The sequence below is a fragment of the Paenibacillus sp. PastM-3 genome (assembly GCF_029893965.1).
Lineage (GTDB): Bacteria > Bacillota > Bacilli > Paenibacillales > Paenibacillaceae > Paenibacillus_AQ.
Map to the genome: position 1 here is coordinate 120,887 of NZ_JARXXP010000003.1, position 21,818 is coordinate 142,704.

At 53.7% G+C, this 21,818-nt stretch carries 23 protein-coding genes; 15 read left to right on the plus strand and 8 right to left on the minus strand.

Features of this window, described 5'->3' with window-relative positions; genetic code table 11:
- Positions 1-253: 253 nt before the first annotated feature.
- Complete coding sequence (locus M2108_RS07140) at positions 254-1,861, minus strand: response regulator transcription factor (protein ID WP_277468655.1); 1,608 nt, start codon at positions 1,859-1,861, stop codon at positions 254-256.
- Positions 1,839-3,674, minus strand: a complete 1,836-nt coding sequence (locus tag M2108_RS07145; protein WP_277468654.1) for a cache domain-containing sensor histidine kinase — start codon at positions 3,672-3,674, stop codon at positions 1,839-1,841. The genes M2108_RS07140 and M2108_RS07145 overlap by 23 nt, the downstream gene beginning before the upstream one ends.
- A 210-nt stretch (positions 3,675-3,884) precedes the next feature.
- On the opposite strand from M2108_RS07145, the gene M2108_RS07150 reads away from it, so the two are divergent.
- The 5 genes from M2108_RS07150 to M2108_RS07170 all read left to right on the plus strand — a co-directional run bounded on the left by M2108_RS07150 (position 3,885) and on the right by M2108_RS07170 (position 9,754).
- Positions 3,885-5,153: an ABC transporter substrate-binding protein gene (locus M2108_RS07150; protein WP_277468653.1), complete on the plus strand. Its 1,269-nt coding sequence runs from the start codon at positions 3,885-3,887 to the stop codon at positions 5,151-5,153.
- Positions 5,154-5,275: 122 nt separating this feature from the next.
- Positions 5,276-6,151: a carbohydrate ABC transporter permease gene (locus M2108_RS07155; protein WP_277468652.1), complete on the plus strand. Its 876-nt coding sequence runs from the start codon at positions 5,276-5,278 to the stop codon at positions 6,149-6,151.
- A gap of 13 nt (positions 6,152-6,164) precedes the next feature.
- The gene (locus M2108_RS07160) at positions 6,165-7,010 is read left to right on the plus strand and encodes a carbohydrate ABC transporter permease (protein WP_277468651.1); all 846 of its coding nucleotides are present in this window, start codon (positions 6,165-6,167) and stop codon (positions 7,008-7,010) included.
- Between the two features lie 104 nt (positions 7,011-7,114).
- Positions 7,115-8,224 carry a glycoside hydrolase family 172 protein gene (locus tag M2108_RS07165; protein WP_277468650.1) on the plus strand — a complete coding sequence of 370 codons (1,110 nt, stop codon included), beginning with the start codon at positions 7,115-7,117 and terminating at the stop codon, positions 8,222-8,224.
- Between the two features lie 225 nt (positions 8,225-8,449).
- Positions 8,450-9,754, plus strand: a complete 1,305-nt coding sequence (locus tag M2108_RS07170; RefSeq protein ID WP_280776945.1) for an ABC transporter substrate-binding protein — start codon at positions 8,450-8,452, stop codon at positions 9,752-9,754.
- A gap of 360 nt (positions 9,755-10,114) precedes the next feature.
- Here M2108_RS07170 and M2108_RS07175 read toward each other — a convergent pair whose 3' ends face one another.
- A complete protein-coding gene (locus M2108_RS07175; protein WP_090712840.1) occupies positions 10,115-10,333 on the minus strand; it encodes a hypothetical protein in 219 nt (72 codons plus the stop codon).
- Between the two features lie 132 nt (positions 10,334-10,465).
- Here M2108_RS07175 and M2108_RS07180 point away from each other — a divergent pair, with 132 nt between their 5' ends.
- The 5 genes from M2108_RS07180 (at position 10,466) to M2108_RS07200 (ending at position 13,635) form a co-directional block, all read left to right on the plus strand.
- On the plus strand, positions 10,466-10,633 hold the full coding sequence (locus M2108_RS07180; protein WP_277468648.1) for a hypothetical protein: 168 nt from the start codon (positions 10,466-10,468) through the stop codon (positions 10,631-10,633).
- Positions 10,627-11,139, plus strand: coding sequence for a GNAT family N-acetyltransferase (locus tag M2108_RS07185; RefSeq protein WP_277468647.1), 513 nt, complete (start codon positions 10,627-10,629; stop codon positions 11,137-11,139). Before M2108_RS07180 ends, M2108_RS07185 begins: the two co-directional genes overlap by 7 nt.
- 133 nt (positions 11,140-11,272) lie before the next feature.
- The gene (locus M2108_RS07190) at positions 11,273-11,566 is read left to right on the plus strand and encodes a hypothetical protein (protein WP_277468646.1); all 294 of its coding nucleotides are present in this window, start codon (positions 11,273-11,275) and stop codon (positions 11,564-11,566) included.
- Between the two features lie 118 nt (positions 11,567-11,684).
- Positions 11,685-12,800, plus strand: coding sequence for a DNA alkylation repair protein (locus M2108_RS07195; RefSeq protein ID WP_277468645.1), 1,116 nt, complete (start codon positions 11,685-11,687; stop codon positions 12,798-12,800).
- Between the two features lie 181 nt (positions 12,801-12,981).
- Positions 12,982-13,635, plus strand: coding sequence for a hypothetical protein (locus M2108_RS07200; protein WP_280776947.1), 654 nt, complete (start codon positions 12,982-12,984; stop codon positions 13,633-13,635).
- A gap of 124 nt (positions 13,636-13,759) precedes the next feature.
- Here the strand turns inward: M2108_RS07200 and M2108_RS07205 are convergent, their stop codons facing one another.
- From M2108_RS07205 to M2108_RS07215, 3 genes are all read right to left on the minus strand, one after another.
- A complete protein-coding gene (locus tag M2108_RS07205; protein WP_277468643.1) occupies positions 13,760-14,662 on the minus strand; it encodes a manganese catalase family protein in 903 nt (300 codons plus the stop codon).
- A 76-nt stretch (positions 14,663-14,738) separates the two neighbouring features.
- Positions 14,739-16,088, minus strand: coding sequence for a metallophosphoesterase (locus M2108_RS07210; protein WP_277468642.1), 1,350 nt, complete (start codon positions 16,086-16,088; stop codon positions 14,739-14,741).
- A gap of 57 nt (positions 16,089-16,145) precedes the next feature.
- Positions 16,146-16,688, minus strand: coding sequence for a hypothetical protein (locus M2108_RS07215; protein WP_277468641.1), 543 nt, complete (start codon positions 16,686-16,688; stop codon positions 16,146-16,148).
- A gap of 168 nt (positions 16,689-16,856) precedes the next feature.
- On the opposite strand from M2108_RS07215, the gene M2108_RS07220 reads away from it, so the two are divergent.
- From M2108_RS07220 to M2108_RS07235, 4 genes are all read left to right on the plus strand, one after another.
- Positions 16,857-17,444, plus strand: coding sequence for a TetR/AcrR family transcriptional regulator (locus M2108_RS07220; RefSeq protein WP_277468640.1), 588 nt, complete (start codon positions 16,857-16,859; stop codon positions 17,442-17,444).
- 145 nt (positions 17,445-17,589) lie between these two features.
- Complete coding sequence (gene rnhA, locus M2108_RS07225) at positions 17,590-18,258, plus strand: ribonuclease H (RefSeq protein WP_277468639.1); 669 nt, start codon at positions 17,590-17,592, stop codon at positions 18,256-18,258.
- 52 nt (positions 18,259-18,310) lie between these two features.
- Positions 18,311-18,979, plus strand: a complete 669-nt coding sequence (gene ung / locus M2108_RS07230) for a uracil-DNA glycosylase (RefSeq protein WP_277468638.1) — start codon at positions 18,311-18,313, stop codon at positions 18,977-18,979.
- A gap of 31 nt (positions 18,980-19,010) precedes the next feature.
- Positions 19,011-19,415, plus strand: a complete 405-nt coding sequence (locus M2108_RS07235) for a hypothetical protein (RefSeq protein ID WP_277468637.1) — start codon at positions 19,011-19,013, stop codon at positions 19,413-19,415.
- 112 nt (positions 19,416-19,527) lie between these two features.
- On the opposite strand, the gene M2108_RS07240 is transcribed toward M2108_RS07235, so the two are convergent.
- Positions 19,528-20,628, minus strand: coding sequence for an AI-2E family transporter (locus tag M2108_RS07240; RefSeq protein WP_277468636.1), 1,101 nt, complete (start codon positions 20,626-20,628; stop codon positions 19,528-19,530).
- A 175-nt stretch (positions 20,629-20,803) separates the two neighbouring features.
- Here M2108_RS07240 and M2108_RS07245 point away from each other — a divergent pair, with 175 nt between their 5' ends.
- Complete coding sequence (locus M2108_RS07245) at positions 20,804-21,277, plus strand: general stress protein (protein WP_277468635.1); 474 nt, start codon at positions 20,804-20,806, stop codon at positions 21,275-21,277.
- Between the two features lie 8 nt (positions 21,278-21,285).
- Here M2108_RS07245 and M2108_RS07250 read toward each other — a convergent pair whose 3' ends face one another.
- Positions 21,286-21,576 (minus strand): hypothetical protein, encoded by a 291-nt coding sequence (locus M2108_RS07250; protein ID WP_277468634.1) that lies wholly within the window; start codon positions 21,574-21,576, stop codon positions 21,286-21,288.
- Positions 21,577-21,818 lie beyond the last annotated feature (242 nt).

Below are 21,818 nucleotides of genomic sequence, written 5' to 3' on the forward strand. Positions count from 1 at the left end.
TTTCCTCCTGCGTCGCCGTGTTAGGACGAATTTAATTAGACTGACGGGTGCGTAGTGTTGAAATTTATTATCACAATATGATCTTAATAGTGAAAATATTTTTCGTCAACAGACCTCTCTTTGCAGAGTGGTGGACAGAAAAGGCTTGCCGGAATGGACCCTGGCGGCCGAATGCCCGATTCCGGGGTGGGGGGGACAAATCGTCACTTACTCCCGTCGCCGCAAAGCTGTCGCGGCAAAGCCCCCGGTCTCTCTAAGCTTCCGTATCCTTACGCCACTCCCTTGGCGTCATTCCCGTCAACTTGCTGAAGATTTTACTGAAGTAGCGCCCGTCCTGATAGCCGACCATCTCGGCGACGGAGGAGATTTTATGCTGTCCGCCGGCGAGCAGCAGCTTGGCGTTATCGATGCGGACCCGCTCCAGATATTCCGAGATGTTCTCGTTAAACACCTGCTTGAAGCGGCGGGAAACATATTCGCGGCTTAGAAAAAACTCGCCTGCTATTTCCTGCAGTGTGAGGTTATCCATGTAATGAAGGTCGATATACCGCTTAATTTCATAAATGGCGTTGTTCTCCTGCAGCCGGGATTCCTTCAGGATGTCCGCGATGTCCGCGAAGGCTTCCGTCCATTCCCTCCGCCATTCTTCAAGAGATAACCGACCATTCTCATCCAGCGGAAAAAGCCCGGGAGATGAAGAAGGGACAGGCTCGCCGGCAGCCGGCGCTTTGCCCTGAAGCAGCCGGGTTCTCAGCAGCCCGTATTCGTACCGCCAGTATTTCAGGTCCTCCCAGGTGACGGCAGGCAGCCGTCCGACTGCCTGAATCCAGTTGGACACCGCACGCCCGATTTGGGAGGCCTCCCCCCGGTGGACCGCCGTCGTGATCTGGCTGGCGTAATCGGCCAGCACGGTTCTCGGGGCAGGCGGCGCGGAGGAGGGCTCGCCGAAATGATAAATCAACGGCGAATCGTCCAGGAACGAGATGCCACGGGCGGTTTGGAGCGTCTGCTGGAAGCCGGTGTGAACGCCCTGCGGAAAGGACACCCTGCTACTGCAGGCGAAGCGGAAACGCGCCCCAAGCACTTTGAACAGGAAGTCATTCATGGCTTTCAGCTTCGCGTCCGTCTGCCCGAGCTCCCCGGTCAGCAGCAGGACAAGCCCGTAATTGGGATCCGTATGTTTAAAGGCATAGCCGCTGCGGGCCGAGCCGATCACCTCGTTGCAAATATTGCCCATCAGAAAATGCAGCAGGTCGGGATTGCGCCCGAATTTGCCCAGCACGGAGCGCGGAAGCGGATCAGTCAGCAGCATGACAATCCGACATTCCGCCGCCGCGGACCATCCGAACGCAGCGCTCAGCTCGTCCGCGGCTCCCGGATTGGAGCCGGGCCGGGAGACTAGGGCTGAGAGCGTTTTATCCCAGTACATGGGCAACGTTTTGTTGATCTCCACATCCTTTTGAATGTTGAGGCTGCGCGCTTCCTCGTCCTTGCGCCAGGCCGCTGCAGCATGGCCAAGCGCTTCGAGCAGCTCGCTGCGGCTGATCGGCTTCAGCAGGTAGTCCATCCCCCCGTGCTTGATTGTGTTGCGGATATAAGCGTAGTCGTCATAGCCGCTAATCACGATCCGTTTGGAGGATGGGGCCTTGTCCTCGATCCACTGGAGCAGCGCCATACCGTCCACATTGGGCATTTTCATATCGGTAAAGATGATTTCCGGCCGCTCGCGCTCGATCAGCGCCATGGCCGATTCCCCGTCGCAAGCCTCCAAAACGTCCGTAATGTTATACTTCTCCCAGTCCACAAGAAGCCGGATTGAATCTCTTACGTCGGCTTCATCATCCACGATCAGCACTTTCATGGTGAACCGCTCCTTCCGTCAGGGGGATGCCGAGGTGCACGGAGAAGCCGCGAGGCTTCGCATGCCCGATCGTTACAGCTGCTTTATCGTTATAGAACAGGCGCAGCCGGGAGATGACATTGATCAATCCGATGCTGCCGCCTTCCGTGCCGCCCGGATTTCCGCGGGTGATCCGCAGCTGCAGCTCCTGCAGGCGCTCCGGGGTGATGCCTGGGCCATTGTCGGTGACCGTGATGCCGAGCATCCCGCCGCCATCCGCCACCGAAATGGAGATTACAGCCTGCTCCGCCGATTCAAAGCCGTGCTTGAAGCAGTTCTCGACAATCGGCTGGAGAATCATTTTGGGAACGGAGGTGCTCAAATCGGGGTCACCGACGATTTCAATGCTGTAACGGAGCCTGTCCTTGAACCGCTGCTGCTGCAGTTCCAGGTAAGCCTGCACATGGGCGATCTCCTTGGAGAGCGGAACTACCGGCTCATCCGTGTTCATGTTGTAGCGCATCATGAGGCCCAGGGAAGAGGTGAGCTCATAGATCCGGGGTACCTTGTGATGCAGGGCGACGGAGCCGATGGACTGCAGCGTATTAAAAATAAAATGCGGATTAATTTGCGCCTGAAGCGCTTTTAGCTGATTATCCTTGTTGGCCAGCTCCAGTCTCAGCTCCCGCATAATCAGATTATCGATCGTATCGACCATGTTCTTGATCGCGCTCCCCAGCACGCCGACTTCGTCGCTGCGTTCCAGGCTGTCGAACTGGAGCTTTCCGAGCTTGATTTTGCGGATCGATTCGGTCAGCCGCTTGATCGGGGCCGTTACCATTACCGAGACGATCAGCGCAGCGGCAATCGCAATGAACAGAAACGTCAGCAGCACGAGCATATTGATGCGCAGTACGCTCGAAGCGTTACTGTACAGGTAGCTGTCGGGAATCTGCTTGGCGACAATCCAGATGCGGCCGATCAGCTCGAATTTCTCGAACACGACGATGCCGTTAAAGCCGTCGTCCCCGCTCCAGTCGAAATAGCCGGCGCCGGCGAAGCTGTAACGGGCGTGCCGCAGCCAGGCGTAATCGGGTTTGGTGCCGATCTCTTCTTCTCTGGAAGTGTAGATGGCGGTTCCGGTGTCGTCCAGCAGATAAATATTCTCCTCACCCTTGTCGTAGAGCATGTTCATGATGCTGCTGAATCCGTCCAGCTTGAAGTCGACCGACAGTACGCCGATCCGCTCCTTGAGCGGGGCCCGGTATACCGGGCGGTGAATCGTAAAGACAGTGTTGGAGGGACTGAACGGGAATTCCTCCATACCGTAGTTGTGGGAGGGGTGAGGCGGTTCCAGAAAGGGATCATTTTTGTCGAGAGGCTGTACGAAATGTCCCGTTAATCCCTCGCCTCCAGGCCCCCGCTTGAGATACCCGTCGATAAGCAGCCACGATTGGTCCGCCAGATCGGAATAAAGGTAAACCTGCTGTATGTCCTTCGCGGATTGCTCAATGGCATGCAGCCCGGAATAAATGTTGTTCTCGATCATAAAATCGCTCCGGCCCTGAACCAAAATGTTATACAGGCTGTTCGTCATCCGAATGTTGTTATACGCATGAAGGGAGATGTTGTTCATCCCGTTCAGCTGTCCTATCAGACTGGTAGCTCCCTGGCGGATTGTATTGGAATTTTCGCGGATAGCGTCTTCCTTTAAAGAGTGTTTGGTATAAAAATAGGAAATCAGGATCGAGGCCGCGATCGGCAGGAGAATGGCGGCCATCAGAAAGACGCTCAGCTTGTAGCGGATGCTGCTCCGAAAGCTCCGGTATCTCATGATCGGTCCCCTCCGTTCTTCGAATTGGTTAACAGTCTAGCACCGCTTCCGAGGCGGGGTCAATAGGCTTCCTGACCGAAGGGTAAAAAAGAAAGGGAGGTCACAATCTTACACATTTTTGGTCAACTCCGGCTGTATTCGCCCTCCCGGTGCGCTTAGTATACTGAGTTCGTAAAGCGCTTACACGCAAACACAAAGGGAGGTTATGGTATGAAAAAATGGTCGTCCTTCTTTATGGCAGGCTCGTTATCGCTGGCGGTGCTGGCCGCAGGGTGCTCGGGCGGCGGCACCAACGCCGGGAGCGCCGCGAATCCTACTGACACAGCGGGGTCCGGCGGCAAGGATGAGATTACGCTATATACCATTCAGTCCACGAACCCCAATTTCCAGGCCTGGCTGGACGAAGCTCAGGAGAAAAGTGGGGTCAAAATCAACTGGGTCGCGGCGCCGACCGATTCGGACACCCGCCAGCAGAAAGTTTCTACGATCCTTTCTTCCGGCGACAGCTCCGTGGACATTCTGGAGGTCAACGATGAAATGGCCACTTCCTTCAAGAACGCCGGCTGGCTGGAGCCGCTGCAGGACACGGTGCTGACCGGGGATATTATGGAGCAGCTGCCGCAAGGCTATATGAAGGATATGCTCACCTCCGCCAAAGGCGATCTGCTCGGCGTGCCAAGCTATACGGGCTATCTCGCACTGTGGGTCGACCAGAAGAAGCTGGATGCGGCCGGAATGACCTCGATTGAGAACAAAGAGGATTTTATGAATTTCCTGAAGGCTACGACCAAGGACGGGCAGTACGGCTACGGCGGCTCCTGGGAAAAGACATACGTCTTCAATGAAATTGCAACCTTCGTCAATCTGTTCGGAGGCGATTACTACGACTGGACCAACGAGAACAGCCGCGAGGCGGTCAAGTTTATGTACGACATGGCCAATACGTGGAAGGTAACGCCGGTCGATCAGATTGCGGATAAATACGAGCAGATGAACCAGAAATTTATCGACGGCAAATACGCCTCGGTATTCATGTGGGGAACGGGAACGGACTATAAGCAGGCGAACCGCTACGGTCCGGACCAGATCCATATGGTCAATATGCCGGAATTCGCGAATCGCAGCATCTTTACCGACTCCTGGAGCTATGTTCTGAATTCGGCCTCCAAAAACAAAGAGGCGGCGATCAAGTTCCTTAAATACGCAGCCAGTGAGGACGGCGAGCTGAACGGCTGGAAGAACTTCGACCGTTATCCGGCCAGAGCCGATGTTGCGGCCAATGAAGCGGTGACCGGCGACATCAAGGAGATTTATACCGAGATTCAGGCTACCAACGAGGTGCGCGGCCGTCCGATGCTGCCGCAGACGATGGAGTTCATCTCCGAAATGGGCACGCTGTTCCAGAACTATATCCAGGACAAAATTACTTTGGATGAATTCTGCGCAAAAGCGCAGGAAGCGGTTGAGCGCTACCGGTAAATCATCCATGATCCACATCCAACCGTAAAGGTTTCGCCGAAACGGGGGATCAGGCGGACGGTGCTCCTGAGCCCCGTCCCTTGTCCGCCGGCGGCTATGCCGCAGGAAAGGAGCGTTCTCGCATGTACGCCAACCGAAAATATTTGGCGATAGCCTGGATTCTTGTGCTGCCGGCGCTGATCATCCGGGTATTCACAACCATTTATCCCATTATCGAAACGTTCCGCATCAGTTTGTATGAAGTCAAGCTGCTGCAGGGCATCCGCGAGTTTGTCGGTTTCGATAATTTTATTCAACTGTTTCAGGATTCCAAAGTCATCACATCCATGGGATTCACCGTCATTTTTGTCGTCGGCTCCATGCTCGGACATATCGTGCTTGGCATTGCGCTGGCGCTGATTCTGAATATGAAGTTCGCAGGGCAAAAAATACTCCGGACCATCGTGCTGCTTCCCTGGGCCATGCCGATGGTTGTCATTGCTATGGCGTCCAAGTGGGCATTCAACAACGATTACGGTCTCATTAACGACTTTGTCCGGTGGTTTAATCCTAATTTTAATCTCGATTGGCTGATCCACACCAATACGGCGCGTTTTGCCGTCATTGCCGTCGACCTGTGGAAAGACCTTCCGTTCTTCGCGATTCTGGTGCTGGCGGGGCTGCAGTTCATTTCTGCGGAAATGTACGAAGCGGCCAAGATTGACGGCGCCGGTCCGATCCGGTCGTTCTTCAGCATTACGCTGCCGATGTTGTCCCGCAATATTCTGGTGCTGAGCATATTCTTCACGATGTGGCGGATCACCTCCTTTGATATCGTATATGCGATGACAAGCGGGGGACCCGGGGAAAGCACTGCGCTGATCGCCTACCGGGTAACGACCGAGGCGTTTACCAATCTCAATACCGGCTACGCCGCTTCGATCGCGGTCGTGCTGTTCCTGGTTATGGCTCTGCTGAGCTGGCTCAGCATGTCCGCGGCCAAACGCGTAGATTACTAAGGAGCGATGTACGATGACGAACCAAAATCCGAGACCGCTGCCGTTGACCCTGTTCATGTGGGGACTGGCCCTGATCGTCGCTTTCCTGATCCTGTTTCCGCTCTGGTGGATTTTTATTTCCTCCATCACGCCGTCCGGCGAGCTGTTTTCCTCACCGATCAAATACTGGCCGGACCATCCGACGCTTGCGAGCTACCGTTATCTGATCGAAAACGTCGGGCTGCTTCCCAAAATATGGGACACCGCAATTATAGTCGGGTTGTCCATCCTGATCGGGATGGTCGTTTCCGTCATGGCCGCCTTCAGCTTCGCACGGTTCCGTACCCGGGGCCTTGCGCTCGCCATAGGCTTCCTGCTGGCGTCAATGCTTATTCCGGATGTCGTCACGGCCCGGCCGCTGTACGATTTTATGCGCAGCGTGCATCTGTACGATACGTATACGGGACTCATTATACTATATATCAGCGGCATTCTTCCGTTTACGATTCTAATCCTGCAAAACTATCTGAACGATGTTCCGGTTTCCATCGAGGAGTCAGCCGCGATCGACGGCTGCGGTTTTTTTCAGTCGCTGATTTACGTTACCGTTCCGCTGCTCAGACCGGCGCTTGCGACTGTTTGTATCGTTAACTTTATTACCTGCCTCAACAACTTCTTTACGCCGCTGTTCTACTCCAATGGCATCTCGGTGCTGTCCACAGCCATCACGCAGCTGCCTCTAAGGGATAATATGTACGCCGTGCCGTGGGATCTGGTCAGCGCGATGGGCTGGATCATTATTTTGCCGATTATCCTCTTCGTGGCCATCTTCCAGAGACAGATCATGGAGGGAATTATGGCCGGCGGAGTTAAGGGCTGATTTCAGGTATGAGGCACTGTGCAAGGGGATAAAAGCAATTGCGGCTGGTGCTCTGAGACGGGGCATTATTGAAATAAGCTGATTACGAGAGGAGCATATCTATTATGGTAGAACATCCGTTTTTGGGAGGGCTGTCGGCGCTTCCCCTGATCAAATCCGGCCGGAGCCGGGCTGTTAACGCAGAGAACCCGAAAGGGGAAAAAGGCAAAGGCGGCATGGCGGCCAGCCACCTCGGACCGTCCCGCAAAGGCTCGCCCTGTATCCGGGACGTGGCGCCGGGCGCAACCGCCGTGCTGGCCGATATCGACGGTCCCGGGATCATCGAGCATATCTGGATCACCGTCACCGACCAAACCGAAGCGGGCACTTTTGTATTAAGGGACCTTGTACTGCGCATGTACTGGGATGAGGAGACCGAGCCTTCCGTCGAAAGCCCGCTCGGGGATTTCTTCTGCAACGGCTTCGGGAGAGGCTGCACCGTCAATTCCCAAGCGGTCGTCGTGAATCCGACACGGGGCTTTAACTGCTACTTCCCGATGCCGTTCCGGCGCAAAGCGAGAATCGAAATCGAGAATCAGCATGAAGCGGCGATTCCGGCGCTTTTTTATCAGATCGATTACTGCCTGCACGATGAGCTGCCTGAGCAGACGGCCTATTTCCACGCCCAGTGGAGACGGCAGCGGATCACGGACAAGGCGGAGGATTACGTCATTCTGGACAACGTGAAGGGCCGCGGACAGTATGTAGGAACCTATATGGCGCTTACCACGCTGGAACGGTACTGGTGGGGAGAGGGCGAGATCAAGATGTACATCGACGGGGACGACGAATATCCGACGATCTGCGGTACGGGGACGGAGGATTATTTCGGGGGCGCCTGGAGCTTTGCGACGCAAAGGGGCGGAAAGACGGTAGAGAACACCTACTGCACGCCTTACATGGGGTATCCGTATTACTCCAGCCATGACGAGGACGTCCACAACCTGTACCATAACGACGACGCCCCGCCAATGCGCGGGTTCTACCGGTGGCATATTCTGGACCCGATCCGGTTTCATGAGGACCTTAAAGTGACCATTCAGCAGATCGGAGTCTATAAAAAAGGCTTGTTCGAACGTCAGGACGATGTGGCCTCGGTCGCGTACTGGTATCAGACGGAGCCGCATCAGCCGTACGGGCCGCTGGCGCAGAAGGAAGAACGCTGGCCGAGATAGAGGGGAGTCGGCATACTTATGCCGATGGGGCAACGTGCCGGCTTGTGTCCGGGAGACATGAGCGCCGTTGGCCCTTTTTTTTGTTGTCTGCCCTGCGGATGAACGCTGCCAATGCAGACAGCCCCGTTTGCTGCTGGAAATTTATTTCTCGTTTCTTCCCGGAGGGGATGGCGTTTATACTGGACATACATAATGCCATCTTGCTGACGAAGGGATAGCGATGCGATGATGTCCAAGCGGTTAATACTGACCATTATAGCGCTCCTGCTCATTGCAGCGGCCGCTGCAGCGTGCGGCGCGAAGAACGGAGTTGTGGAAGAGTACGATACGGCGAGAACCTTAACCGGCGATTCCGCGCGGACTCTGAAGATTTTTAATTTCAAAGTCGAAATGGCGGAGCAGCTGAGCGCGCTCACGCGGCGGTACCAGGAGGAGACGGGCGTGCGGATCGAGCTTGATACCTGCGGCGGGGGCTGCGATTACAGCGCGGAGCTGAAGACGAGGTTTAATTCCGGCGACAAGCCCGATCTGTTCTTCGTAGCCGGCTTTACCGACCTGGACCTGTGGCAGGAGTATCTGGAGGATCTGACCGGCGAGCCGTGGGCGGGCGATATACAGGAGCTGGCCAGACCCGCCATTACGAAGGACGGTCGGGTCTACGGGATGCCGCTGGCCATGGAAGGCTGGGGTTTTATTTACAACAAGGATCTGTTCCGCAAGGCGGGGATCGAATCCGAGCCGGTGACGCTGAGCGGACTGCGGGCTGCGGCGCAGCGGCTGGAGGCGGCCGGCATCCGGCCGTTCGAGAACGGCTACGCGGAGTGGTGGGTGCTAGGCAATCATTTGCTGAACACCGCTTTTGCCCTGCAGCCCGCTCCGGAGGATTATATTGAACGGGTCAGCAGCGGCAGCGCCAAGTTCACCGGCAACACCACGTTTGAGGCCTGGCTCGATCTGATCGACCTTACCCTGGAGTACGGCCAGGAGACGCCGCTGCAGACGGACTATTATACCCAGATAGCGCATTTTGCGGACGGGCAGGCGGCGATGATGCAGCAGGGAAGCTGGACGCAGCTGCAGCTGGACAAGCTGGCTCCGGATCTGGATATCGGCTTCCTGCCGATGCCGGTGAACGATAATGCGGAGGAGATGGACAAGCTCCAGATTGGCGTCGCGAATTACTGGGTTGTGCTTAAGAATTCGCGAATGAAGGAGGAGGCCAAGGCGTTTTTGCGCTGGCTGGCGAGCTCGGACGCCGGCCGGACATTTATCGTGGACGAGGCCAGGCTGATTCCTGCGCTTAAGAGCATTCCGGCTGCGGATGGCAGATTAGGGCCGCTTGCGGAGGATATCATCGCTTATATGGACGCCGGGAGGACGCTTCCCTGGCTGTGGCAGCGTTATCCCGGATATGAGGCGACTACCTCGCAGATGAGCGTGCAGATGCAGGCTTATATCGGGGGACAGATCGGGCGGGAGAGGCTGCTGGAGGAATTTCAGCGAATTTGGGATACGGCAGGAGAGAAATAATTGCTGCAGCTGCTGCGACGCGGACGGACCACCATTATCGTCGTCGCTTACAGGCTCTCGACCATCCGCGATGCGGATTGTGGTGATGAAGGACGGGCAGGCTGCCGAGGTCGGGAATTTTGAAGAGCTGATGAGCCGCAAAGGAGCCTTCTGCGAATTGAAGCAGCTGCAGACGTAGGGCGGGGCGGCAGTGCATAAACAACCCAAAAAAAGCGGATGCATGCTGAGCGTGCGTCCGCTTTTTTTTTGCCGATTGGAGGATTGGTTCTTCTTCATCTGATCCATCAGCGCCTGAATCTCTTCTTCCTGTGGAAAAAGCAGGGGATTCAACTCAGCCAGAGAAATAGTAATATTTAAGTTCTATGCCCGGTTATGCTGAAATTTGGTTATTCCCCGGTCATAATGCGACACCGTGCCGTCAAAGCGTTTGACCCGTACATAATCCTCGGAGAATTTTTCAATTATGCCGTAGCCGACCTGGGAATACATCCCGTCAGGGTCAAGCTGCAGTGCGGACACAAAGGTCTGTGACATGGCGGCAACAAAAAAATCAATGTTTTTGACAAGCGGCTTTGGCATCGTCCCGGCCCTCCGTATCCTTTTTGCTCCTAAAGCTTTTCAACTATTTTACGACAGCAATCGCGTTTTGAAAACAGGTTTAATTTGCAAAACTGATGATAACAGTTCATTAGCAGAAGGAGGCGTTTACAGTTGAGGCAGATAGGAGGAAGGGCTGCTAATGTGCTGCGAATTCTGCTTGTGCTGCTTATTTTGACACCGGTAGTGTATGTTCAGGTTAACAAAATCCTGTACGCCAAGCGGGTCTCCGCCTATCTGACGGATATAAAGGGCTACACTGAGGAGGAGTATATATGCTGATTAGAACCGAGAAGGCTGAGGATTACGGGCAGGTGTTCCGGCTGAATGAGCTGGCGTTCGGGAACCGTGAGGATGAAGCGAAGCTGGTGGAACGGATCAGGGCTTCAGAAGAGTTCATCCCGGAGCTGTCTATTGTGGCTGAGGAAAAAGGCAAGGTGGTCGGCCATATTCTGCTGAGCGGAGCCAAGGTGCTGGGAGAAACACATGAGCATCCGGTGATTGTGCTGGCGCCGGTTGCAGTGCATCCGGATTATCAGAAGCAGGGCATCGGCGGGCTGTTGATTGAGGAGGGGAAAAGACGTGCGGCAAGCCTGGGATTCGGCGCTATTTTGCTGATTGGACATCCGTCGTACTATCCCCGGTTCGGTTTTGTGCCTGCTGGCGTGCACGGGCTGGAGCTGCTGCAATTCCCTGTGCCTGCGGAGGTATTTCAGGTTTGCGAGCTGAGCGAAGGAGCGCTTGAGCAGCTTCTGGGGGAGCTGAAGTATCCTGCAGCATTTTTTTGATCTAACCGGTTAGGCGTTGTATAAGCTTCTACAATCCACGTTTTACGGGAGGGGACTTGAATATGTGTGCAGAATTTGCTGAAAAATTTGATGCAACTCTGGACACTCCGTTAAGCTTCGGCTATAAAATCCAGTGGTACGCTATCCGCGCTGCGGATACGGCTGCGGTTGCTGGGGCAGACAATCCGATGAGGTTCTTGTTGACGAAGGAGCGCCGACAGCAGAGGAGACGGACAATGGGCTGATTTTTGCCGGAGCTGATGATGAGTATGAGTATCTTGATGAGTATGATGATGATACCGATGCCGGTGAGGATGATGTGATCAGTATTGCCGGGCTCTGGACGATCTCTCCGTTCCTTGAGGATGAAGAGTATGAGCGCGGGACAGGTATCGCGGGTTTGCCAAAACGGAAGAATAATGGATGAGCAGAGAATAACAGTATAAATAGCCCGGAATAAAAATCAAACCTGACACCAGGCTGTCCAGTATGCCATGCTATGCTTTCATAACTGGGATTTCAACAACTATTGGAGGGTACAAGACATGGCGGAGCCGTTAAAGGCTATGTACAATGAAGGATTTCTGCAGAGCTTCGGCAGGATACTGCATGGAGCTTATGACGCATTTGATATAGAAGGCTTTGTCGCTGAAGCGATGCGGGAGCCGTGGGAAGAGCTGGAGCTGAAAGCCCGGATGCGGCGGATTACGGAGACACTGGGAACTTATCTGCCGGCCGGCTATGAGCAGGCTCTGGCTGTCCTGTATGCCGTAGATAAGGAGTGCATGGGTTTCCCATACCTGATCTTCCCCGATTTCGTTGAGGTATACGGGCAGGCTGAGGAGCATTGGGCGCTGTCGGTGGCTGCGCTGGAACGGTTTACACAGGGGTCGAGTGCCGAGTTTGCCGTCAGACCTTTTCTGCTGCGCGACCCGAAGCGGATGATGGAGCAGATGCTGGTCTGGTCGCGGCACAGCAATGAGCATGTGCGCCGGCTTGCCAGCGAAGGCTGCCGTCCGCGTCTGCCGTGGGGGCAGGCGCTGCCGGTATTCAAACGCGACCCTTCCCCCGTGCTGCCGGTGCTGGAGCAGCTGAAGGATGATCCGTCGCTGTACGTGCGCAAAAGTGTGGCCAACAACCTGAATGATATTGCCAAGGATCATCCGGGTATCGTAATCAGCATTGCCCGCCGCTGGATGGGCGCAAGCACCCGCACCGACTGGATCGTGCGGCATGGCTGCCGCTCGCTGATCCGCAAAGCAAACCCGGAGATTATGGCGATCTTCGGCTATGCGGAGGAAGAAGATCATACGCCGCTTGTGGCAGCCGCCGCCTTGTCCGCCGATCCGGCCGTTCTGCGGATTGGCGAGAGCTGTGTGCTGAGCTATGAACTTAGAGTGCGGGAGGGGGAAGCGGTACGGATCCGGGTGGAATACGGAATTGATTTTGTGAAGGCCGGCGGCAAAACCTCCCGCAAGCTGTTCCTGCTCTCGGACAAAACGGTTCCGGGGGGATCAAGGCTGTCTGCCGTCCGTACACACCGCTGGGCAGACCTGACCACCCGCCGCCACTATCCGGGCGGGCACCGGATTGTGCTGCTGGTGAACGGCAGGGAGGTTGCCTCCACGGAGCTCATTCTTGAAGCTGCGGTGACGGAATGAGAGGCAAAAATGCCTCTGATTCGAGCGGAAGCAGCCAGATCGCCGAAATGAGAGGCAAAAATGCCTCTGAATCGAAGCGGACAAGCCTCACTTTTCCTCCATCCGCAGCATTATCAGGGATCAGCCGTTTAGTAAGGATAAGAGTAATAACTGGTAACCAGTTACAGAAGGAGGGGGAATAATGCGTCTGCTACTACCAGTCACTTCCCTGCTGTTACTTCTAGTCCTGACAGGCTGCGCAGAAAATAATAGTCCAAGTGCTGAACAAGGGGAAGCAAACGCTGTAAGTAACACACCCGCCGCACCCCAATCATCCAGCTTGCCAAATGCAACCACCGGATCTGACACATCCACCGCACCTAACGCACCAGACTCATCCACTACATCCCACACATCCGTTACCGGACAGATGCCGGAAACCATGCCGGCGGATTTTGCATTCTCTGTGCGTTTTGGGATTACGGGTAAAAATGAGATTAACACCTTTAACGGTACGGTGACCAAGGATCTGGTGGTTAAGGGAACGGCACAGGCAGAGTTGGTTTTGACAGACAGTGAAATGGCGGATATTTATGCCCGTTTACGCACAATCAACATTTACAGGGAGCTCAAGCTGGAGCCGGATATGAAGAATTGCGCAAAGACCCCGTTTGGCGAGGAACACTGGCAGATTAGGCTGGACGGGGAAGAGCGGTCATTTTATTGGGATGAAGAAAACTGCGAAATAACTGCAGATGCTGAGCAGCTGAAGGAGCTGCGGAGCTATATTTTTGAGCTGGTCAAAAGCAAGCCGGCTTACCTGGAGCTTCCGGAAGCAGTCGGCGGCTATGATTAAACCGAATAAAAATGGCAAACTAAAAATAGCAAACACACGACCAAATAGGGCGACCTGCACAAGCAGGCGCCCTATTACTGTCCAATAATCTTATATCAAGCTCAAGCCCGCCGGGTAATAAAAGCTAGTCCGTGATATTGCCGGCCATTTTGAGCCGTTTCGCAATCTCTTTGAATTCCTCTGCGGAGATGCCCGGCGCGAATTCCTCCTTGAGTTCAGGCGATTCAGGAATAGGAACGCCTTCAGGAGCGCCTTCAATCACTTCCAGCGGAAGACCGTCCTCAGGGTGAGTACCCTTCCAGATCTGGCCGATCGAGCTGAAGTCCTTGTCACTCCACGTGTACAGCTTGGTGTGCACGCCTTTTTCCTCGTATTTTTTGGCTTCGGTGAACAGTTTATTGCTCAGAGACGGTACCGGTACCAGCTTGGTCACGTTTACGCCTGTGGCAATCTCCAGCGCCTTTGCATAAGCCACGACATGGACGCCGCCGCGTACAAGCAGGAAGCCTACAACCGCGCGGGCGGCCGGATGATCGGTCATTTCATAGACCTTCATCTTATGGGTTCTGGCCCCGCATTCAAGGAAGAAGTTATGCAGCAGATCCTCCACCAGATTGCCGCTGTTGAACACATTGGCCCCGGTCCACGGATTGCCCATGGAATCGAACGGCATGGCACCCTGCGCTCCGGCCAGGAAAGGGTAGGACAATCGGGCATCCTTTACAGATTCAAGCGGAGTAGAGTCCGGCTTTTTATAAGCGGTTGAGCCTCTGAGACATTTGTTGACGGCATGGGAGACCAGCTCCACATGCCCGAGTTCTTCAGCGGTAATGCTCATCACCAGGTCATAGAACGGCTTCAGCTTATCCTTGGAACGGAAGTTAAAAGACTGGTAGAGATAGTTATTGAGCGTGGACATCTCCCCGAATTTACCGCCTAACAGCTCTTGCACGGCAGCAGCCGCATTCGGGTCGGGTTTCTCGACATCGGGAATCTCAATCATAATTTCATCCATCCGTTTGAACATAGGATTGTTGTCCTCCTTGGGCTATGCAGATTAGAGTGCTCGCCCTAAATTAAACGTAATCCGCCTGGTTCAAACGTTACCGCTGAGGAAACTTTGTAACAAAATGGTTATTATTCTTTCGCTCCAGCTCCGACATCCGAAGCACATAGCTCTTTAGGCCGCTGTACGGTGCCGCCTGCCACAACCGGAAACCCTCCGAAGCAGTAACAGCAGCAATATCCTTGTCAACAGTTCCTGCAAAATATATTTCATTCAGCCGTCCCACAACATCCGCCATAGTCTCCAGCTGTTCCTGCTTATAACCGTCATAGCTGCTGTCACCGGTCAGCCTGGCATAGCTTCTGTCCGCTGACAGCTTCCGGAATGCCTCTTCGCTGTAAGCGTTGAAGTTCAGCAGGTTGGGGTCCGTGCTGCCTGCCGATTTGGCCCAGAGCTCTACGTTTAGCTTCGCGGTATTATAGTCAATCGTCCGCGATGCAGGTGAATAATCCAGAATCCCGTACTGGTGCGGGTAGACGGACAAGGCGCTATTGGCAACGTCATAGATGCCGGCTTCGCTTTTACGGATATCCTGGAAATGAATATGTCCGCTGAAGACCGTTGTAATCCCGCTGCGGAGCAGGGCCGCAGCAGCCTGCTTGTTGTTGTTAAGCGTGAAGCCCACCCGGAGAGAATCACTGTGATCAAGCAGGCTGTGGTGCATAACCGCCACAATCTGCGCACCGTTCCCGGCAGCCAGTTCGCCGCAGCGGTCGATCCAGCGCAGAGTGGAGTCGGTAAGCTGGCCGTCAAGCTGCGGGTGCCCCAGCTTTTTATTGCTGCAGTATTGGCTGGTATCCAGCATCAGAAGCCAGAGATCCTCTGAAGGGGCTGCCAGGTAGCTGAGAGAGTCATTGTCCCTCAGCAGAGCTTCCCCATAACCGAATTCGCTGTAAATGCTGCGGAAGTTTTTTGGAGTAACGGAATCCGTCTGGATCTGCCGTTCCCCCTCAAAGCGTCTTGCCCAAGGGTTCATCACATCATGATTGCCCGGAATGACATAAATCCGTGTTCCGGTTCGCTGCTCAATCGCCCGCAAATGCCCGGCAAGATCCTGATGGCTGGCTTTTTCCCCGTTATTGGTCAGGTCTCCGCTGATTATGACTGCCGCCGGGCGCCGGATTCCTATATCGAGGTCCAGGGCATCCAGTATTTCATCACTGTAGTTCAGCTGCTTGCCGTCCCCGGCAGCCAGAAAGCGGCGGAAAGCAGGCCCATTATCGGTCAGCCTGGGGGAAAGATAATGAATATCTGTAGTTGTCAGGAGTCTGAGGTTCTGGCCGGACTGAATCCGGAGCACCTGCTGCTCAGCCTTCTGCCCGCTGCATGAGGATAGTAGAAGAAGCAGGGAGAATAGAAGGATTACGTTATTCTGCCGGACAGACATTTGATATACCTCATTTCATAGGGGAACGGTTAACCAGCCGGTATTTTGTCCCGCTTGTTACTTCACTTTGGTTGATCCGCTCACCATCCCCTGGTCACCCAGTTTGAACGTAGACAGGTACTGCTTGTTAGCAAAATAAATATTTCCTCTGACAGTAGCGCTGATTATAGTGAACCCGTCAGCCTCAACATAGACATCGCCAATAAAAATGCCGCCTTCGAGCCGGGTATTCTCACTTCTGACCGTCAGCCTGGGAGCAGTCAAGGTGAAGGAATTGGTGATGCTCTGATCCTTGTCCTGGGTGTAGAGGGCGATTTTGCGGGCAGGTCCGCCGTTATGGACGAATTGTCCGTCAACAACAAGCTCGTCGGTAAAGGTAAGATCACGCAGCGCCGCCGCAATCCAGGTACCTTCCTTGCTGAGTGCATGTCTGAAGGCCGCCTCGTTATCGACAATGGAAGCCGTTGTGACAGCATCTGCTGTGCCGGTTCCGTTTGTACTGCCAGCCGTGTTATCCACCGCATTGCTGCTGCCTGAATCCGAACATCCCATCAGCAGGGTTAAAGCGAGTACAGCCGTTCCAAAAGTAATCTTGTTCATCTGACAAAGCCTCCTGATTGTGTAATGAAGAGTAGGTTGGCGGCGGATAGCTTTAAAATTAATATAGAACGGTTGGTGCGGAATTGAAGTGAATAAAGTCACTCTATTCCACAATATTTACCGATCGTTCTATAAATGATAAAATAAAGCCAGGAAGGAGCATGATACATGGCCAGAAGTAAAGAATTTGACGTGGACAACGTTCTTGGCAAAGCGATGACGATTTTTTGGCAGCAGGGCTATGAGAAGACCTCTATGCAGGATCTTGTATCGGGCATGGGTATACATAAGCGCAGCATGTACGATACATTTGGAGACAAGCATACTTTATATATGAAAGTAATGGAGCGCTATACGGATACGGTTTCCGGTAAAATGGAGAGCAAGGTAGAAGTGCTGCCTTCCGCCAAGGAAGCCATCCGGCGGCTATTCGAAGCTGTTGCGTTCAAGAAAGGCCCCGAGCCTAAAGGATGCCTGCTGGTGAATACAGCAGTGGAGCTTGCTAATCATGACCCGGAGGCGTTAGCCAAGGTAACGGAAGCCTTTCTGAACACCGAGCATCTGCTTGAACGCCTGCTGCGCTTGGGTCAGGAGAGCGGTGAGTTTGCGCGCAGCTTTGACCCTGCTGACATGGCCGCCTATCTGCATAATGCACTCGTGGGCCTGCGGGTGCTGGTCAAGACGGACCCGGAGGCCGGCCGGCTGCGGACCATAATCGATCTTACCCTCAAACCGCTGGATTCGTTACCGGTATAGTATGGGCGTACCGGATGCCGATTATCCGGTTATCCGCTATTTCCTTAAGGCTGAGCAGCTGTTTCCGGTACGGGCTTCTATCCGGACAGCGTTTGGATTACAATATTCTTCTGAGGAATTTTTGGTTGCAGGAGGAGCAGCGAACATGGCAAAACAGAAATTTTATGTGGTCTGGGAGGGCAAGCAGCCGGGTGTTTACGCGACCTGGGCGGAATGTCAGGCCCAGACCGATCATTATACCGGAGCCAAATACAAATCCTATGAGTCAAAGGCAGCCGCGGATGCTGCCTTCAAAGCAGGCTGGAAAGGCAACTGGGGAAGCGGAGCTTCGGGGTCCGGTACGGCGAAAGGCAAACCGGCAGGACCATGGAGCCGCAGCACAGCTTCAAGTGCGCCGGAATCAATGGAAATTGATTATGACAGCATCTCGGTAGATGTCGGCACAAGAGGCAACCCGGGACCGGTGGAATACAAGGGTGTGGATACGCAGACCGGGGATATTATTTTCTCCTGCGGGCCGATCCGGAAAGGGACGAACAACCTGGGCGAATTTTTGGCCATTGTTCACGCGCTGGCCCTGCTGAAGAAAGAGGGCAGCAGCAAGACAGTCTACAGCGATTCTGTCAATGCGATGAAATGGGTCAAGCAGAAGAAGGTGGCGACCACCCTGGTGCGCGATGCCTCTACAGAGGAGATCTGGACGCTGATCGACAGGGCTGAGCACTGGCTGCGGACAAACACGTATAACAACAAAGTACTGAAGTGGCAGACAAAGAAATGGGGAGAGATCAAAGCGGATTACGGCCGGAAATAGGGTAATACAGATTACGGTCTAAATCACAGCAGATATCGGAAGGGGAACCGGGATGTTCGGAAATGATTGGGATGAAGTGCTTCAGGAGGAAATTCAGAAGCCTTATTTTCAGGAACTGCGCTATGCGTTAGCGGCAGAGTATAAACAGCATACAGTCTATCCGCCCAAGGAGCTGCTGTTTTCGGCACTCAAGCTGACACCATACAGTAAGACACGGGTTGTTATATTGGGACAAGACCCTTATCATGGCGCGGGACAGGCCCACGGGCTGAGCTTTTCGGTAAAGCCCGGTGTACGCATACCGCCTTCGCTGCGCAATATTTACCAGGAGCTGCATGGCGATACAGGCACGCCTGTGCCGAACCACGGCTCACTGCTGCATTGGGCGGAGGAGGGGGTGCTGATGCTTAACACGGTACTGACCGTGCGTGAGGGACAGCCAAATTCGCATAAAGGATTAGGCTGGGAGACATTTACCGACGCGATTATGGAGAAGCTGAATGAACGGACAGAGCCGATGGTGTTTATCCTGTGGGGCAGCCATGCCCAGCAAAAAGGAGCCTATATTGACCGGACCCGCCATATGGTTATCCAGTCTCCGCATCCCAGCCCGTTCTCGGCACACCGCGGATTTTTGGGCAGCAGGCCCTTTTCACAGGCGAATCAGTATCTGGAATCTCACGGTTTGAAAGGAATAGACTGGTCCATACCGAATCTATAGGTAGCAAGGGCATAGTGAAGGGGTGAGAGCAATGAAGCATTGGGTAGGCAGACCGGTCATCATGTATTGCGGCGAGGCGCCTTATACGATCATGAAGGGTGTGCTGCGCAAATGGGACCCTCAGGCTTCGCTGGCCGTCATCGGTCATCAGGAAATTGCTGTGCCTTTTCGTGACATTGTGTACATTAAGGCGCTCGCTCCCAAGGAGCGGGCATTGCCCCCGGTTCTTCACTCCGTCGGCTATGTCATGAGAGCGCGCCAGCAGTTTGACAACGCTGTCTATTTTAAATCGGCGGTTACAGTCTGGAAAGGCGACCAGCTGGTTGCCTTCAATACAGTTATCGTCTCGCACACCAAGGGTGCGGTTACTCTGCAGGACGGACAGAATCTGATGAAGGGCACACATATCTTTGTGGTCCGCTCCCTGCGGGGATAACCAGCTGTCTGACCGTCTTTAGTGAGCCGCACCTGCCTGCACAAGCAGCAGCAAACACAAAGAGCAGCGTTCCTCTGTTGCAGGGACGCTGCTCTTTGTGTTATTTTTACGGCTACATCTGCTCGTCTTTGGGCAGTTGGATCTCCTCAACCCGCTCTGCCACGATAATCTCGTAAACGCGCATAAAAATGATTTTGGCAATCATATAGACCGGCAGGGCAATCAGCACACCGATAATACCGAAGAAATCTCCGCCTACGAGCACAATGACAACTGTAGTCAGCGGGTGCACATCAAGCGATTTGCCGTAAATAATCGGAGAGAGCACATTATCCTGAATCTGCTGGGCGACCAGAATAATGACAAGCGACCAGATCGCCATGGAAGGGGATTCGATAAATCCGACGATAAGGACCGGGATGGAAGCAAGCAGTGACCCGACATAGGGAATGAAGTTAAGCGGAATGGAGATCACAGCGAGCAGCAGGGAATAAGGCAGCCCGATAAACAGGAAGCCGATGTACAGCATAATCCCGAGCACCACATTTAAAATAACCCTGGTGACAATGAAGCCGCTGAGCGCACTGTCGATATCGCTGAGCATATCCTGGCCTTCCTTACGGTATTTACGCGGAAACAGCCCCAGCAGGATAGGTGCCAGCTTATGCCCGTCTTTCAGCATATAATAAAGAATGATCGGCAGGGTGGCTATAACCACTACAATACTTGAAATGACACCGATCAGATTAGACATGGAATTGGTCATCCAGTTGACCGCGTTGCTTAAATATTCCGAGATTTTATCGGACAGGTCCGTATCGCCCGAGAAAAACCGTGATAATGCCGGATCATTCCGCAGCTCGTTAAATTGATTTTGCATTCCCTGTACCAGATAAGGCATGTTATCAATGAAGTTCTGGAACTGCTCGCGCAGTGTCGGCCAGATCAGAATCCAGAACAGGATGAAGAGGCCGGCGAAGACGAGATAGATCAGCAGGATGGACAATGCACGGTTCAGCTTATGCTTTTCCAAGAACATGACGAGCGGGCGCAGCAGATAATACATGAATCCTGAGAGCATCATCGGCACCAGCAGCAGATTGATAATAGAGAGCAGCGGCGTGAACAGGAACATCACCTTGGAGCCCAGATAAAGAATTAACAGAAAGGCAATAATGGACAGGCTTGTCCGAAAATATTTGCTTTGCAGCATAGCAGCACCCCCGTAATCTTGAATGTGTAGCACGGCTTTATGTACAGCTGATCCCGATTCTATCTTTATAACCGAAACGCAAGAGATTGATTCAGCCTGATAGAGTGCATTTAGCCCTGGCCCGGTTTAAGCGGGAAAAAAGCAGGTTAATACGCATTAACAGGAGGGGATGCACATGACTATGCTGGTTATAGGGATATTCGGGCATCCGAGCGATGCCGTGCTGGCAATTGGAGACCTGAAGGACAACGGTATAAAAGCGAAGCATATATCAGCTGTAATGAAGCAAAAGAGTACGCTTGAGCAGATCAGCCAAGACACGGGAATCGGAAAAACGGAGAGCGGAGCCGGCAATGCAGGCTTGTTCGGGACAGCCCGGCAGGTGGGCGTCGGCCTGGATATGATCAACGACAACGCTGTATCCGCCGGTCCGGCGGCACGCAAGCTGGCCGGAGCCGACCTTGAGGGCGATGGTCTTGCCGTCAGCCTGATCGGGATAGGAATACCGGAGGCGGATGCCCTTATATATGCAGAGCATGCCGAAAAGGAGCGTATTATCGTTATTGTGGATATTGAAGAGAATCAGAGCAGGCAGGTAAGTGAAATAATGGAGCGGCATCATGCTATTCCATTAGCTTCCGATGAATAAACCTGCTGCTACCGGCGCGGCAGACGGGACTTCCGTTTTGCCGCTTTTTTGCGTGATTGGATGAACAGAGCAGGCTCCACATCCACCTGACCGCCGGTTTCCTTCGCAACCTGCTTAGCCTTGACGAGTGCCAAAAAAGCAAAGAATTCTCCAAGAGCAGCCAGTCCGGCAGCGATAATCTCGTAGTCATCAGCGGTCAGTTCCGCAGACTCAACAGGATTTCCCGGACCGCCGGAACGATTGCTGAATTTATATTTGCCGCCGCCGCTGCTGCCATAACCGTTAATGTTATTGGCCATCCCTGTTCACCCGCTTTTTAGCCATATGTATTATAAATATGTTGCTGCCTCCCGGTAGGAAATAGGCAATCGGGAGGTTTTTTCTCAAGACTTGTTTTTTCAGGAATGAGCATAAAAAATCACTTTACAACTTATGAAAACGCTGTTAATATCATAAATGAGCACAAATGATCAATAATGAGCAATAATCGTCAGTTAAATGATCAAAAGCGTAAGCAAATAGACAGATACTGCATAGCAGG